Source organism: Streptomyces sp. NPDC031418, from assembly GCF_055581605.1.
In genome coordinates this window covers 1-12,816 of record NZ_JBVIJC010000042.1, presented here as the reverse complement: position 1 = coordinate 12,816, position 12,816 = coordinate 1, and the positions used below count along the sequence as shown (strand labels likewise).

The 12,816-nt window shown below is 71.3% G+C and carries 12 protein-coding genes; 3 read left to right on the top strand and 9 right to left on the bottom strand.

Annotated elements, in window-relative coordinates; all coding sequences use genetic code 11:
• Positions 1-70: 70 nt before the first annotated feature.
• Together ACZ5CZ_RS38175 and ACZ5CZ_RS38170 are read right to left on the bottom strand one after the other, a co-directional pair.
• Entirely contained in the window at positions 71-1,096 is a 1,026-nt protein-coding gene (locus tag ACZ5CZ_RS38175) for a P1 family peptidase (protein ID WP_468949423.1), read from the bottom strand.
• Positions 1,097-1,136: 40 nt separating this feature from the next.
• Positions 1,137-2,375: a low temperature requirement protein A gene (locus ACZ5CZ_RS38170; protein WP_468949422.1), complete on the bottom strand. Its 1,239-nt coding sequence runs from the start codon at positions 2,373-2,375 to the stop codon at positions 1,137-1,139.
• 172 nt (positions 2,376-2,547) lie between these two features.
• Between ACZ5CZ_RS38170 and ACZ5CZ_RS38165 the strand changes: the two genes are divergently transcribed.
• The gene (locus tag ACZ5CZ_RS38165; RefSeq protein WP_385845021.1) at positions 2,548-2,724 is read left to right on the top strand and encodes a hypothetical protein; all 177 of its coding nucleotides are present in this window, start codon (positions 2,548-2,550) and stop codon (positions 2,722-2,724) included.
• Positions 2,725-2,743: 19 nt separating this feature from the next.
• On the opposite strand, the gene mscL is transcribed toward ACZ5CZ_RS38165, so the two are convergent.
• From mscL to ACZ5CZ_RS38135, 6 genes are all read right to left on the bottom strand, one after another.
• On the bottom strand, positions 2,744-3,220 hold the full coding sequence (gene mscL, locus ACZ5CZ_RS38160; RefSeq protein ID WP_468949421.1) for a large conductance mechanosensitive channel protein MscL: 477 nt from the start codon (positions 3,218-3,220) through the stop codon (positions 2,744-2,746).
• Between the two features lie 153 nt (positions 3,221-3,373).
• Positions 3,374-4,015, bottom strand: a complete 642-nt coding sequence (locus ACZ5CZ_RS38155; protein ID WP_468949420.1) for a hypothetical protein — start codon at positions 4,013-4,015, stop codon at positions 3,374-3,376.
• A gap of 337 nt (positions 4,016-4,352) precedes the next feature.
• The gene (locus ACZ5CZ_RS38150; RefSeq protein WP_385845017.1) at positions 4,353-5,186 is read right to left on the bottom strand and encodes an S-methyl-5'-thioadenosine phosphorylase; all 834 of its coding nucleotides are present in this window, start codon (positions 5,184-5,186) and stop codon (positions 4,353-4,355) included.
• 100 nt (positions 5,187-5,286) lie between these two features.
• Positions 5,287-5,580 (bottom strand): FmdB family zinc ribbon protein, encoded by a 294-nt coding sequence (locus tag ACZ5CZ_RS38145; RefSeq protein WP_450793191.1) that lies wholly within the window; start codon positions 5,578-5,580, stop codon positions 5,287-5,289.
• 67 nt (positions 5,581-5,647) lie between these two features.
• A complete protein-coding gene (locus ACZ5CZ_RS38140; protein WP_450793193.1) occupies positions 5,648-6,946 on the bottom strand; it encodes an MFS transporter in 1,299 nt (432 codons plus the stop codon).
• A gap of 261 nt (positions 6,947-7,207) precedes the next feature.
• Entirely contained in the window at positions 7,208-8,785 is a 1,578-nt protein-coding gene (locus ACZ5CZ_RS38135; RefSeq protein ID WP_385845013.1) for a potassium/proton antiporter, read from the bottom strand.
• A 215-nt stretch (positions 8,786-9,000) separates the two neighbouring features.
• Here ACZ5CZ_RS38135 and ACZ5CZ_RS38130 point away from each other — a divergent pair, with 215 nt between their 5' ends.
• On the top strand, positions 9,001-11,850 hold the full coding sequence (locus ACZ5CZ_RS38130) for a penicillin acylase family protein (protein ID WP_468949417.1): 2,850 nt from the start codon (positions 9,001-9,003) through the stop codon (positions 11,848-11,850).
• A 69-nt stretch (positions 11,851-11,919) separates the two neighbouring features.
• On the opposite strand, the gene ACZ5CZ_RS38125 is transcribed toward ACZ5CZ_RS38130, so the two are convergent.
• Positions 11,920-12,540 carry a 5-formyltetrahydrofolate cyclo-ligase gene (locus ACZ5CZ_RS38125; RefSeq protein ID WP_468949415.1) on the bottom strand — a complete coding sequence of 207 codons (621 nt, stop codon included), beginning with the start codon at positions 12,538-12,540 and terminating at the stop codon, positions 11,920-11,922.
• Between the two features lie 94 nt (positions 12,541-12,634).
• On the opposite strand from ACZ5CZ_RS38125, the gene ACZ5CZ_RS38120 reads away from it, so the two are divergent.
• Positions 12,635-12,816: sugar phosphate nucleotidyltransferase (locus ACZ5CZ_RS38120; RefSeq protein ID WP_468949413.1), on the top strand; the 182-nt coding region annotated here is incomplete at its 3' end.

Sequence of the window (12,816 nt, the reverse complement as noted above, 5' to 3'; positions counted from 1 at the left end):
GATGTTCCCGTGCGAGCCGACACCGACTCAAAATCCGTCGCCCAGAGGGTACTTCCCCCCACCGCTCCCGTTAAGGCTGTCCGTACAACTCCTCGTACGACGGCCACACGCCCCCCGCCCCCGCCACCGACTCCGCCGCGCGGACGGCCCGGACGATCGCGCGCGTCACCAGGTCCGCCCCCGCGGCGAGGATGTCGTTGAGCGCGAGCGGGTGCGCGTCCAGCGGGCGAGCGCCGGTCGCCAGGGCGAACACCGTGTCCCCGTCGTGCAGCAGATGCACCGGCCGCACGGCGCGCGCGATGCCGTCGTGCGCCGTCCCCGCCAGCTTCTGCGCCTGCGCCTTCGACAGGTCCGCGTCCGTCGCGACCACCGCGAGCGTCGTGTTGAGCGGCGGCGGGGCGTTCTCGGCCGCGGCCTCGTCGAGGCGCCGGCACGCGGCCTCGTGCACCCGTTCCTCCGGATACCTCACCCGCCCCCGCCCCAACTCCCCGTACAGCGCCCCCGTCTCCGGGTCCACCACCGACCCCGCCGCGTTCACGACCACCAGGGCGCCCACGGTGACCCCCGAACCGAGCACCGCGCTCGCCGTGCCCACCCCGCCCTTGAGCCGCCCCGCCACGGCGCCCGTGCCGGCCCCGACGCACCCCTCGGGCACCCGGCCGCCCGGCTCCTCGGCCGCTGCCGCCTCCACGGCCGCACGGCCCGTCGCCGCGGACGGCCGCGCCCGGAAGTCGCCCCCGCGGCCCAGGTCGAAGACGCACGCTGCGGGCACCACCGGCACCACATGCGCCGGGTCCGCCCCCACCCGCACACCGCGCCCCCGCTCCTCCAGCCAGGCCATCACACCGGAAGCGGCGTCCAGCCCGTACGCGCTGCCCCCGGTCAGGACCACGGCGTCGACCTTCTGCACCACGTTGCGCGGGTCGAGCGCGTCGGTCTCCTTGGTGCCGGGGCCGCCCCCGCGGACGTCCACCGCGGCGACCGCGCCCCCCTCCGGAGCGAGCACGACCGTGGTGCCGGTGAGCCAGCCGTCCCCGCGGTGCGTGGCATGCCCCACGCGGACCCCGGCGACGTCCGTCAATGCGTCAGCTGTCATGCGTGCCAGTCTGGCCCAGCGCCGGCCGCCGCCGAAGGGTTCAGCCGGCCGGCGCGGTGGCCTCCGGCGTGCGCTCCCGGCTCGCCATCCGTGCCGTCAGCGTCACCCCGGTCGCCACCGCGGCCGAGCACACGAGCCCCGCCGCGAGCACCGCCCAGCCCCCGAGGAAGGTGCAGCAGATCACCAGCAGAGCCGTCACCGGCAGCACCATCTGCTGGGCGATGCCGACCTTGAAGTGCCGTGCGTGCAGCGCCCAGACGGAGAGCAGATACAGCGCCGTGGGCAGGGTCACGGCCGCCGAGGCGGACAGCGTGGAGATGTGCGTCGTGCCGACCGCCTGTTCCACGGCAACCTCCAGGCCCGCGCCGATCGTCGCCGCCGAGGCGAAGATCAGATAGTGGCCGTAGCCCCACAGGAACGCCTGCCTGTTGGAGCGCAGATGACCGTGGATGGGCACCACGAAGTAGATCCACCACGCCGAGAACACGATCAGCAGTCCGCCCGCCGCGATCGGCAGCAGCTCGCCCAGCGCCTCGTGCTCGTCCACGGCCGACTTCACCGCGACCGTGGCCGCGGCGATCGTCTCCCCGATCACGATGATGGTGAACAGGCCGTAGCGCTCGGCGATGTGATGCGGATGCCAGGCGGTCTGGTGGTCCCGCTCGGCGTACAGCGGCACGCACAGCTCGGCGATCACCATCACGAGGAACACCCAGGACCGGGCGGGCCCGGGCAGCAGCACCAGCCCGAGCCAGCCGACCAGGCACAGCAGCACACCGCCCGCGTACCGCAGCGCCATGGTCCGCTCCGGGCCGGTGGCCGATCTCGCGGCTCTCAGCCACTGCGCCGCCATCGCCAGCCGCATGATCAGATAGCCGAGCCACACCACCAGGTAGTCATGCTGCTGGAAGGCCCGGGAGACACCGGCGGCCAGCACCAGGACGCCGGCGATCTGCACCAGCGTGACGACCCGGTACAGCGCGTCGTCGTTGTCGTACGCCGAGGCGAACCAGGTGAAGTTCATCCAGGCCCACCAGATGGCGAAGAACAGCATCGCGTAGCTGAGGATCCCGCTGCCCGCGTGCCCTTCGCCGACGGCGTGCACCAGCTGGGTGCCCGCCTGGGCGATCGCCACCACGAAGCACAGGTCGAAGAAGAGCTCCAGCGGAGAGGAGACCCGGTGCGATTCATGCCGTCCGCGCGCGGTGAGGCGGCGCAGAGGTCCGGTCGGCCGGGGCGCGCCTGAGGGGGCAGGCGCCTGAGCGGAACTGGACGTCATGTTTCCCAGCACAGCAGAAAACCGGCCGAAAATCTTGTGAACGTATTCACAAGCGCTCGGGGGTCCCGCGGCCAGGGCGAACCGCGCGGCAGACGCCGCTTCCGACGCCGCTTCCGGGGCCGGTGCCGGGCACTGTGCCGGGGCGCCGGGGCCGGGGCCGTACCCTGGGGGCATGAGCACCGCCCCCGAGCCCGAGCCGCGCGCCCCGAAGCCCGCGCTGGTCTTCGACGACCCGCTGGACCAGCAGTCCTCGGACGACACCGACCGCGGGTGGGGCGAGCGCACGCCCGGCGACAGCGCCGCCGACCTGAAGCGCTTCCTCGACGAGAAGCCGCCCCACCACATCTGAGCCGTCCGGAGCAGCCCCGCTAGGACGCGTCGTGCCCGGATCCGCGCTGGGCCACCAGCGCGTCGCGGATCTCCTTGAGCACCTCCAGCTCGGTCACCTCGAGGACCTCCTTGGTGCCCTCCCGCGCAGCCCGCTGTGCCGCCTGCCGGGCCAGGTACTTCGACATCGGCAGGACCATCAGGAAGTACACCACCGCCGCGGTGATCACGAAGCTGAGCGTCGCACCGGCGACGCTGCCCCACAGGATCGGCACACCGCTCTTGACGGTGCCGTCGGCGGTCACCGAGCACGGGTCCTTCAGACAGAGGCTGTAGTGATCCAGGTTCTGCGTGCCGATGGCCCCCACCAGGGGGTTGATGATCCCCTTCACCACCGAGTTGACGATGTTGGTGAAGGCCGCGCCGATGACCACCGCGACTGCCAGATCGACGACGTTGCCGCGCATCAGGAAGGCCTTGAAGCCCTGCCAGACGCTCGGTTCCTTCTTCGCGCTCACCTCGGGGACTCTCCTCGTATGCACAGGGTGTGGAACGTATGGGTGTGGAACCAAACGCTCCGCAACCTACGGCACCGTGAGCCCGTTCTGTCCAATTCCTTAGCTCGATCGAGCGACTTGACAGCGAGTCGTCGGGAAGGCGAGCGGTCCGGTTCAGCACAGCGTCACCGCCAGGCGCGCGGTGGCGCTCGCACCGACCAGCCGTGCCGCCGCGGCCCGCGGCACCGACAGCACGACCAGCGCACCGCTCTCGGCCGCGCCCTCCGGCGGCGCGGGCACCTTGGTCACCCGCACCCCGCGCGCGAGCACACGGGCCTCACCCCCGGCCGAGGGGTCCTGCGCCGCGATGACGTCGACCCGGTCACCGGGCCGGAGCAGCCGGACGGTGGCGGCGTCGGCGATCCGCACCGGCGCCGTCACCAGATCCACCGCGCCGGGCCGCGGCACCGGTGCCCCGGCCGGGTGCCCGCGGGCCCGCTGGGTGAGGTGTGGTTCCGCCGGGGAGCGCGGCCCGGAGACGATCAGGGCGGCCGCCGTCACCGCGAGGCCGGCCGCGATGACCCGCCCGCGGTGCCGGACGAGCCGTTGCAGCCGGTACCGCCCGCCGCGCACCCGCACCGGCGCGAACTGCGGCACCTCACAGGTCGCCGGGGCGTCCGTACCGAGCGGCCGCGGAAGCCGCAGCGGAGAGGCCGCGGGATGAGGGGCGGAGCGACCGGAGGAAGCGGGGGAAGGGGGGAACGGCCCCGCGGACGAGAGGGGCGAGGAGGGCGTGGGGGAGGAGGGGAGGGGCATGGCAGTCACCACCGGCGACGAAGGGATCGGCTTGCGATGCCACGATGAGGCCTCGCGCCGGATCCCGCCGGAGCCGGTGGACCATCAGCCGATTGTGGAAAACCCGCCCACCCGAACGGGACATTCCGCCGCCCCCGGCCTCAACCCACCCCCGGCCTCCGCCCACCCCCGTCCCGAGCCCATCACCGGCCCGGACCCGAGCACTCCCGTCCCGAGCCCATCACCGGCCCGGCACCGAGCACTCCCGTCCCGAGCCCATCACCGGCCCGGCACCGAGCACTCCCGTCCAGCCGAACTCCGAGCACTCACATCCCCGCCCGAGCCCCCGGCAAGGCAGCTACGGCAGCTCAAACCCCGGATCCATGCCGCCGAGCGCGTTCCCGCACAGGCAGTCCCGCGCCCCGGTCTCCGGCAGCGCCGCGACCGCGTCGAACAGCACGCCCCGCAACCGGTCCACGTTGGCGGCGAACACCCGCAGCACTTCCTCGTGGGAGACGCCCTCCCCGCTCTCGGCGCCCGCGTCGAGGTCGGTGACCAGGGTCATCGAGGTGTAGCAGAGCTCCAGTTCCCGGGCGAGAGCCGCCTCGGGATGCCCCGTCATGCCCACGACCGACCAGCCCTGCGCCCGGTGCCACAACGATTCGGCACGGGTGGAGAACCGCGGCCCCTCCACCACGACCAGCGTGCCGCCGTCCACCGGCTCCCAGTCCCGGCCCCGAGCCGCCTTCAGCGCGGCGGCCCGACCGGTGGGGCAGTAGGGGTCGGCCATCGAGACGTGCACCACGTTCGGCACGGTCCCGTCGGGCCGCGGCAGCCCGTCGAAGTACGACTGGACGCGGGTCTTCGTCCGGTCCACGAACTGATCCGGCACGAGCAGGGTGCCCGGGCCGTACTCGGGTTGCAGCCCGCCCACCGCGCACGGGCCGAGCACCTGCCGGACGCCGACGGAGCGCAGCGCCCAGAGGTTGGCGCGGTAGTTGATGCGGTGCGGCGGCAGGTGGTGGCCGCGGCCGTGCCGGGGCAGGAAGGCGACGCGCCGACCCGCGATCTCGCCGAAGAAGAGGGAGTCGCTGGGCGGCCCGTAGGGGGTGTCCACCTGAACCTCGGTCACGTCGTCGAGGAACGAGTAGAAGCCCGAACCGCCGATTACGCCGATCTCTGCGTTCGCCATGACCAGCACCCTAGCTCGCCCCGAAACCGCTGGGGAGGCGGATTCGGGGAGCGCCGAAGACCCCGCCGTCGTACGACGGCAGGGTCCGGACGGAGAGGTCTCAGGCGGCGGAGCTGCTGGTGGAGGACGTCGTGGACGACGACGAGGTCGAGGACGACTTCGTGTCGGACGACGACGAGCTGGACGACTTCGACGCCGGGCTGCTGCTCGACGTGGAGCCGCGGGAGTCGTTGCGGTAGAAGCCGGAGCCCTTGAAGACGATGCCGACCGCGGAGAACACCTTCTTCAGGCGGCCATTGCAGCTGGGGCAGTCGGTCAGGGCGTCATCGGTGAACTTCTGCACCGCCTCAAGGCCCTCGCCGCACTCGGTGCACTGGTACTGGTAGGTCGGCACTGTCTTCCTCCTGGCACTCTCACTCGATGAGTGCTAACGACGATCCATAGTGACGTATTCCGGGGTTTCAGTCCACCGTCACCGGCACGCGGTGACCGACGCCACGTGCGACGGTGCGGTTCCGCGCTTGCGCGACCAGCCGCGAACGGAGCGCCAGCAGTGTGGCCAGTGCGACCAGCGTGCCGGCCATGGGCACCAGGAAGCCCGCGCCGCCCCACAGCCGGTCCTCCAGCTGTCCGGCCACGGTGACGGCCGCCGCCTGGCCGAGCGCGACCGCGCCGGTCAGCCAGGTGAAGGCCTCGGTGCGGGCGCCGGCCGGGACCAGGCCCTCGACCAGCGTGTAGCCCGTGATCAGCGACGGCGCGATGCACATGCCGACCAGCAGGCCGAGCGCGGCGAGCAGCAGCACGGAGTGCGCCGTCCACAGCGCGGACGCCGCCACGGCGAGCGCCGTGTAGCCGACGACCAGGCGCTGCTGCGGGGCGGCCTTCCAGGCGATCGCGCCGCAGACGATGCCGGACAGCATGTTGCCGGCCGCGAAGACGCCGTACAGGACACCGTTCAGGCCGGGCTCGCCGATCGACTCGGTGAACGCGGCCAGCGACACCTGCATGCCGCCGAAGACGGAGCCGATGCCCAGGAAGGTCACGACCAGCACGCGCACGCCCGGCACGCGCAGGGCGGAGGCGTGCTTCACGCGCGCGTGGCCGCTCTCCGCGGTCACCGGCGGCTGCGTGCTCTTCTGCGCGGCGAACAGCAGACCGCCGACGAGGGTCAGCGCGGCCTCCGTGACCAGGCCCGCCGAGGGCGTCACCGCGGTGCACAGGGCGGTCGCCAGCAGGGGACCGAAGACGAAGGTCAGCTCGTCCGTGACCGACTCGAACGCGGCCGCCGTGGTCATCAGGGGCGAGCCCTGGAGCTTCACGCCCCAGCGGGCCCGCACCATCGGGCCGACCTGCGGCACCGAGGCGCCGGTGGGGACGGCCGCGAGGAACAGCGCCCACAGCGGCGCGTGCGCCAGGGCGAGCGCCGTCAGGGACAGGCCCGACACCGTGTGGATCAGGACACCGGGGACCAGGACGGCGCGCTGGCCGTAGCGGTCGGCGAGACGGCCGCTGTAGGGCGCGAACAGCGCCATGGAGACGCCGGTGGCGGCCGCGGCGGCGCCCGCCGCACCGTACGAGCCGGTGGTGTGCTGCACCAGCAGCACGATGGAGATGGTGAGCATCGCGAACGGCTGTCGCGCCGCGAAACCCGGCAGCAGGAACGTCCAGGCGCCGCGGGTGCGCAGCAGCTGTCCGTATCCGGGGCGGGACGATGCCGACGGGGTCTCCGCCGAATCGGTGGTGGTGACCGTGGATGCCACGGCCCGTGCCTTTCTTCCGCCTGGTAGCGCGCCCGTGCGGGGGCGCCGAGAGCTGTCCTCTTGCGCGGAACTGCGGTAGATACCGGCGCTACTGCAAAGAGCGTTTCCGGCCGCCATACGGTCGCGCCAGCTCTGCGTCAGGCAGAGTTGGTTCGATCAGGGTGCCTTCATAGTATAAGGATCACACCCTTGTGCACCTGTGAAAATGAGCACCATACGGCACGTTCTCCTGTGATCGGCACCGGGTGGGCCGTCAGGGCGTCATGCGCCCCGCCCCCGGTCCCTGCGCCCCGCGCCCGTCCCGTCCGTGCCCAGCCACCCGGCCAGCTTGCCGCCGTGGGCGACGGCGCGCAGCCGGCGCTCGGCCGCGTCGCGGACCGGGTCGGTGGCCACGACGAGCAGGTCGTCGCCCCGCCGCAGCACCGTCGAAGGCAGCGGAACAAACGATTTTTCATCGCGTACGACGAGCGTGACGGCGGCGCCGGGCGGCAGCCTCAGCTCGTTGACCTCCACGCCGTGCATCCGCGAGCCCTCCGGGATCGAGACGGACAGCAGGTGCCCGCGCAGCTGCTCCAGGGGCGCCGACTCGATGCCGAGGTCGGAGGCCTCGCCCTGTTCGCCCAGGCGCAGCGTGCGGGCGAGCCAGGGCAGCGTCGGCCCCTGGACGAGGGTGTAGACGACGACCAGGACGAAGACGATGTTGAAGATGCGGCGGCTGCCGGCGACGCCGTTCACCATCGGGATGGTGGCCAGGATGATGGGCACGGCGCCCCGCAGGCCCGCCCACGACATGAGGGTCTCCTCCTGCCAGGGCACCCGGAACGGCGCCAGGCTGAGCACCGTGCTCAGCGGGCGGGCCACCATGGTGAGGACCAGCCCGATGACGAGCGCCGGCCAGACGTCGTCGCCCAGCTCGTGCGGGGTGACCAGCAGGCCGAGCAGGACGAACATGCCGATCTGTGCGATCCAGCCGAGCCCCTCGGCGAATCCGCGGGTGGCCGGCCAGTGCGGGAGCTTGGCGTTGCCGAGCGTCATCGAGGCCAGGTAGACGGCCAGGAAGCCGCTGCCGTGCGCCAGGGCGCCGGCCGCGTACGCCGTGACGGAGATCGCCATGACCGCGATCGGGTAGAGGCCGGAGGCGGGCAGGGCCACGTGCCTGAGCCCCCAGGCGCCGAACCAGCCCACTGCGAGACCCACGGCCGCGCCGATGGCCAGTTCCAGGGCGATCTCGGCCAGCAGCACGTACCAGTGCTCGACCGGGCCGGCGGTGGAGAAGGCGACGACCAGGATGACCACCGGGGCGTCGTTGAAGCCGGACTCCGCCTCCAGCGTGCCCGTCACGCGCGCGGGCAGCGGAACCCTCCGCAGGACGGAGAAGACCGCCGCCGCGTCCGTCGACGACACCACCGCGCCGATGATGAGCGCCTGCCGCCACTCCAGCCCGACCAGGTAGTGCGCGCCCGCCGCGGTCACGCCCACGCTGATCGCGACGCCCGCCGTCGCCAGTACGGAGGCGGACGGCAGGACCGGCCGGACCTCCTTCCACTTGGTGCCGAGACCGCCCTCGGCCAGGATCACGACCAGTGCCGCGTATCCCATGACCTGGGTGAGCGCGGCGCTGTTGAAGTGGATTCCGCCGATGCCGTCCTGGCCCATGAGGACGCCGATCCCCAGGTACACGAGCAGGCTGGGGAGCCCGCTGCGGGACGAGATCCGGACAGCCGCGACGGCGACGAGCAGGACGAGGGAGCAGACGAGCAGGAGCTGGTTGAGGTGGTCGACAGTCAGCGGCGGTTCCCTTCCTTGGCCCGCGCGGGGGGCGCGGACGTGCGTACACAAGACCCGAGGCTGCGGCGCACCGCACCCAAGTACTTCGTTACCTTACCTAACTCTTGACGCTTTCTTGACGCTCGGCGGGGCAAGATCGAACGTCCGTGCGCGCTGGTTCCCCACTCCGCGTCAAGTGGGAGAGGGCCCTGCGCCTATGGTTGCTCCAGCGCTCATTCAAAGTCACAGCCCGACCTGCCGCTCGCGTTAGGACAGCAAGGACAGCGATGCCCCCCAACACCACCGCCACAACGGGTGACAAGCCCGCCAAGTCCGGCAGGAAGAAGGGGCGCAAAGCCCGACTGATCGTGCTGGTGCTGGTCCTGGCCGTCATCGGCGGCCTCGCCTACGGGGCGTACTGGTCGATCAGCACCGTCCGCGCCTCCTTCCCGCAGACCACCGGTTCGATCACACTCGACGGCCTGTCCGGGCCGGTCGACGTGAAGCGGGACGGCAACGGCATCCCGCAGATCTACGCCTCCTCCGACGAGGACCTCTTCATGGCGCAGGGCTTCGTCCAGGCGCAGGACCGGTTCTACGAGATGGACGTGCGCCGGCACATGACCTCCGGGCGCCTGTCGGAGATGTTCGGCAAGGGCCAGGTCAAGAACGACGAGTTCCTGCGCACCCTCGGCTGGGACCGGATCGCCCAGCAGGAGTACGACACCAAGCTGTCGGCCTCCGCGAAGAAGTACCTCCAGGCCTATGCCAAGGGCGTCAACGCCTACCTTCAGGGCAAGGACGGCAAGGACATCTCCCTGGAGTACGCGGCCCTGGGCCTCACCAACGACTACCAGCCGGAGAAGTGGACCCCGGTCGACTCCATCGCCTGGCTCAAGGCCATGGCCTGGGACCTGCGCGGCAACATGCAGGACGAGATCGACCGCGCCCTGATGACCAGCCGCCTCGGCCCGCAGCAGATCCAGGACCTGTACCCGGAGTACCCCTACGGCCGCAACAAGCCGATCGTGCAGGAGGGTCAGTACAGCGAGCTGACCAAGACCTTCCAGCAGGGCGGCACCGCGAGCGTCTCCCAGGGCACGGGCACGACCGGCTCGACCGGTACGACGGGCACCTCGGGGACCACCGGCACCACCGGCACCGGAAGCGCCACAGGCGCCTCTCGGGGCGCGACGGGCACGACCGGCTCCTCCTCCTCGGCCACGGCCGGAACGGGCCTCACGAGCCAGCTGGCGGGCCTGTACAAGGTCCTGGACAACGTCCCCACCGCCGTCGGCGTGAACGGCCAGGGCATCGGCTCCAACTCCTGGGTCGTCTCCGGGAAGTACACCATCACCGGCAAGCCGCTGCTCGCCAACGACCCGCACCTGTCGGCGTCCCTGCCGTCCGTCTGGTACCAGATGGGCCTGCACTGCCGCACCGTCTCGAGCACCTGCCAGTACGACGTCAGCGGGTTCACCTTTGCCGGCATGCCCGGTGTGATCATCGGTCACAACGCGAACGTCGCGTGGGGCATGACCAACTCCGGGGTCGACGTCACCGACCTGTACCTGGAGAAGGTCACCGCCAACGGCTACCTGTACGACGGCAAGGTCCGGCCCTTCAAGACCCGCGAGGAGACCATCAAGGTCGCCGGCGGCGCGTCCAAGACGATCGTCGTCCGGCAGACCCAGGACGGGATGCCGCTGCTGTCCGACCGCGACGACGAACTCGTCCAGGTCGGCAAGAAGGCCGCGGTCAACACCGCCGCGCCCGACCGCGGTGACGGCTACGGCATCGCCCTGCGGTGGACCGCGCTCGACCCGGGCACCTCCATGGACGCCGTGTTCGCCCTCGACAGGGCGGGCGGCTGGAACGACTTCCGCGCGGCGGCCGCCCTGTTCGACGTCCCCTCGCAGAACCTGATCTACGCCGACACCGACAACCACATCGGCTACACGCTGCCCGGCAGGATCCCCACGCGTTCCGCCGTGGACGACGGCTCCATCCCCGCACCGGGCTGGGACCCGAAGTACCGCTGGACCGGCTTCATCAAGAAGTCCGAGCTGCCGTACGAGTACAACCCCAAGCGCGGCTACATCGTCACCGCCAACCAGGCCGTGGTCGACCAGGCCAAGTACCCCTACACGCTCACCACCGACTGGGGCTACGGCGCCCGCAGCCAGCGCATCACCGACCTGATCGAGTCCAAGATCAAGGACGGCGGCAAGATCTCCACGGACGACATGCGGCAGATGCAGCTGGACAACAGCAGCGAGATCGCCAAGCTCCTGGTACCGAAGCTGCTGAAGATCAACATCGATGACAAGAGCGTGCGCGAGGCGCAGAAGCTGCTGGAGGGCTGGGACTACACCCAGGACTCGGACTCCGCGGCGGCCGCGTACTTCAACGCCGTGTGGCGCAACGTCCTCAAGCTCGCCTTCGGCAACAAGCTCCCCAAGGAGCTGCGCGTCGACGGACAGTGCCTGTGGGTCGACAAGATCGACAGCACCGGGCCGCTGGACGACGACGCCAAGGTCCGCGAGTGCGGCGAGCGCGACGCCGACCAGGCGCAGCCGGACGGCGGCGACCGCTGGTTCGAGGTCGTGCGCACCCTGATGGACAAGCCGGACAGCGACTGGTGGAAGACGCCCAAGTCGGGCACCCGCCCGGCCGCGGACAACCGCGACCAGCTGTTCGCGCGCGCGATGATCGACGCCCGCTGGGAGCTGACCGCCAAGCTCGGCAAGGACATCGACACCTGGAGCTGGGGCAGGCTGCACCGGCTGTTCCTGAAGAACCAGACGCTCGGCACCGAGGGCCCGGAGGTCTTGCAGTACATCCTCAACCGCGGCCCCTGGGAGCTCAGCGGCGGCGAGGCCACGGTGAACGCCACGGGGTGGAACGCCGCCGGCGGCTACAACGTCGTCTGGGTTCCGTCCATGCGGATGGTCGTGAACCTGGCCGACTTCGACAAGTCCCGGTGGATCAACCTCACCGGCGCCTCCGGGCACGCCTTCAGCGCGCACTACACCGACCAGACCGGGCTGTGGGCCAAGGGCGAGCTGCTGCCCTGGTCGTTCTCGGGCAAGGCGGTCGACGACGGCACCAGCGACACGCTCGTCCTCAAGCCGTGACCCGCTGACCGGCAGACACCGAAACGGCCCCCCACGCGCACGCGTGGGGGGCCGTTTCGTCCCGCTGCCTCAGCCGCCCGGGAAGCGGCGCACACCGGAGGGCGTCACCACCGCGTGCACCGGCCGGTCGTGCCCCTCCGCCGGGACGTGGGCGACGACCTCCGCGTCGTACAGCAACACCACGAGACTGGGGCGCGCGCCCGCGTTCTCCAGGCGTGCCAGCACGCGGTCGTACGACCCGCCGCCCCGCCCCAGCCGCATGCCCTGCGCGTCCACCGCCAGTCCGGGGAGCAGGACGACATCGGCGCTCGTCACGGCGTCCGGGCCGAGCCGTGCGCCGGAGGGCTCGAAGAGGGCCATTTTTCCGCCATGTTGGACTCGCGCGAGGGAGTCCGGTCCGGCGTACTCGCCCCAGTCCAGGTCGTTGTCGGGCAGCAGCGCGGGGAGCAGCACGCGCACGCCCCGCGCCCGCAGCGCGTCCAGCAGCGCGAGCGTGGCGGGCTCGCTGCCCACGGAGACGTACGCCGCCACCGTGCGCGCCCGCGCCAGCTCCGGCAGGTCCAGGGCGCGTTCCGCCAGCGCGCGGCCCGTCTCGCGGACGTCGTCCTGCGTCAACCCGCGTCTCACCGCGAGGATCTCCCGACGCAACCTTCGCTTGTCAGGCTTGTCCGTGCTTCCGTCGTGTTCCACCGGTCGTTCTCGCACCCTTCCTCAATGCAGCCATAAAGGGTCAACCAACCGGAGCCACAGTTTCCCCACAAAGGCACCGGATATGGTTGCGGGCATGACTCAGTCGCACCCCAGGATCAGCAAGGCTGTCATTCCCGCGGCGGGCCTCGGCACCCGGTTCCTGCCGGCCACCAAGGCGACTCCCAAGGAGATGCTGCCGGTCGTCGACAAGCCGGCGATCCAGTACGTGGTCGAGGAGGCCGTGTCGGCGGGGCTCGACGACGTCCTGATGGTCAC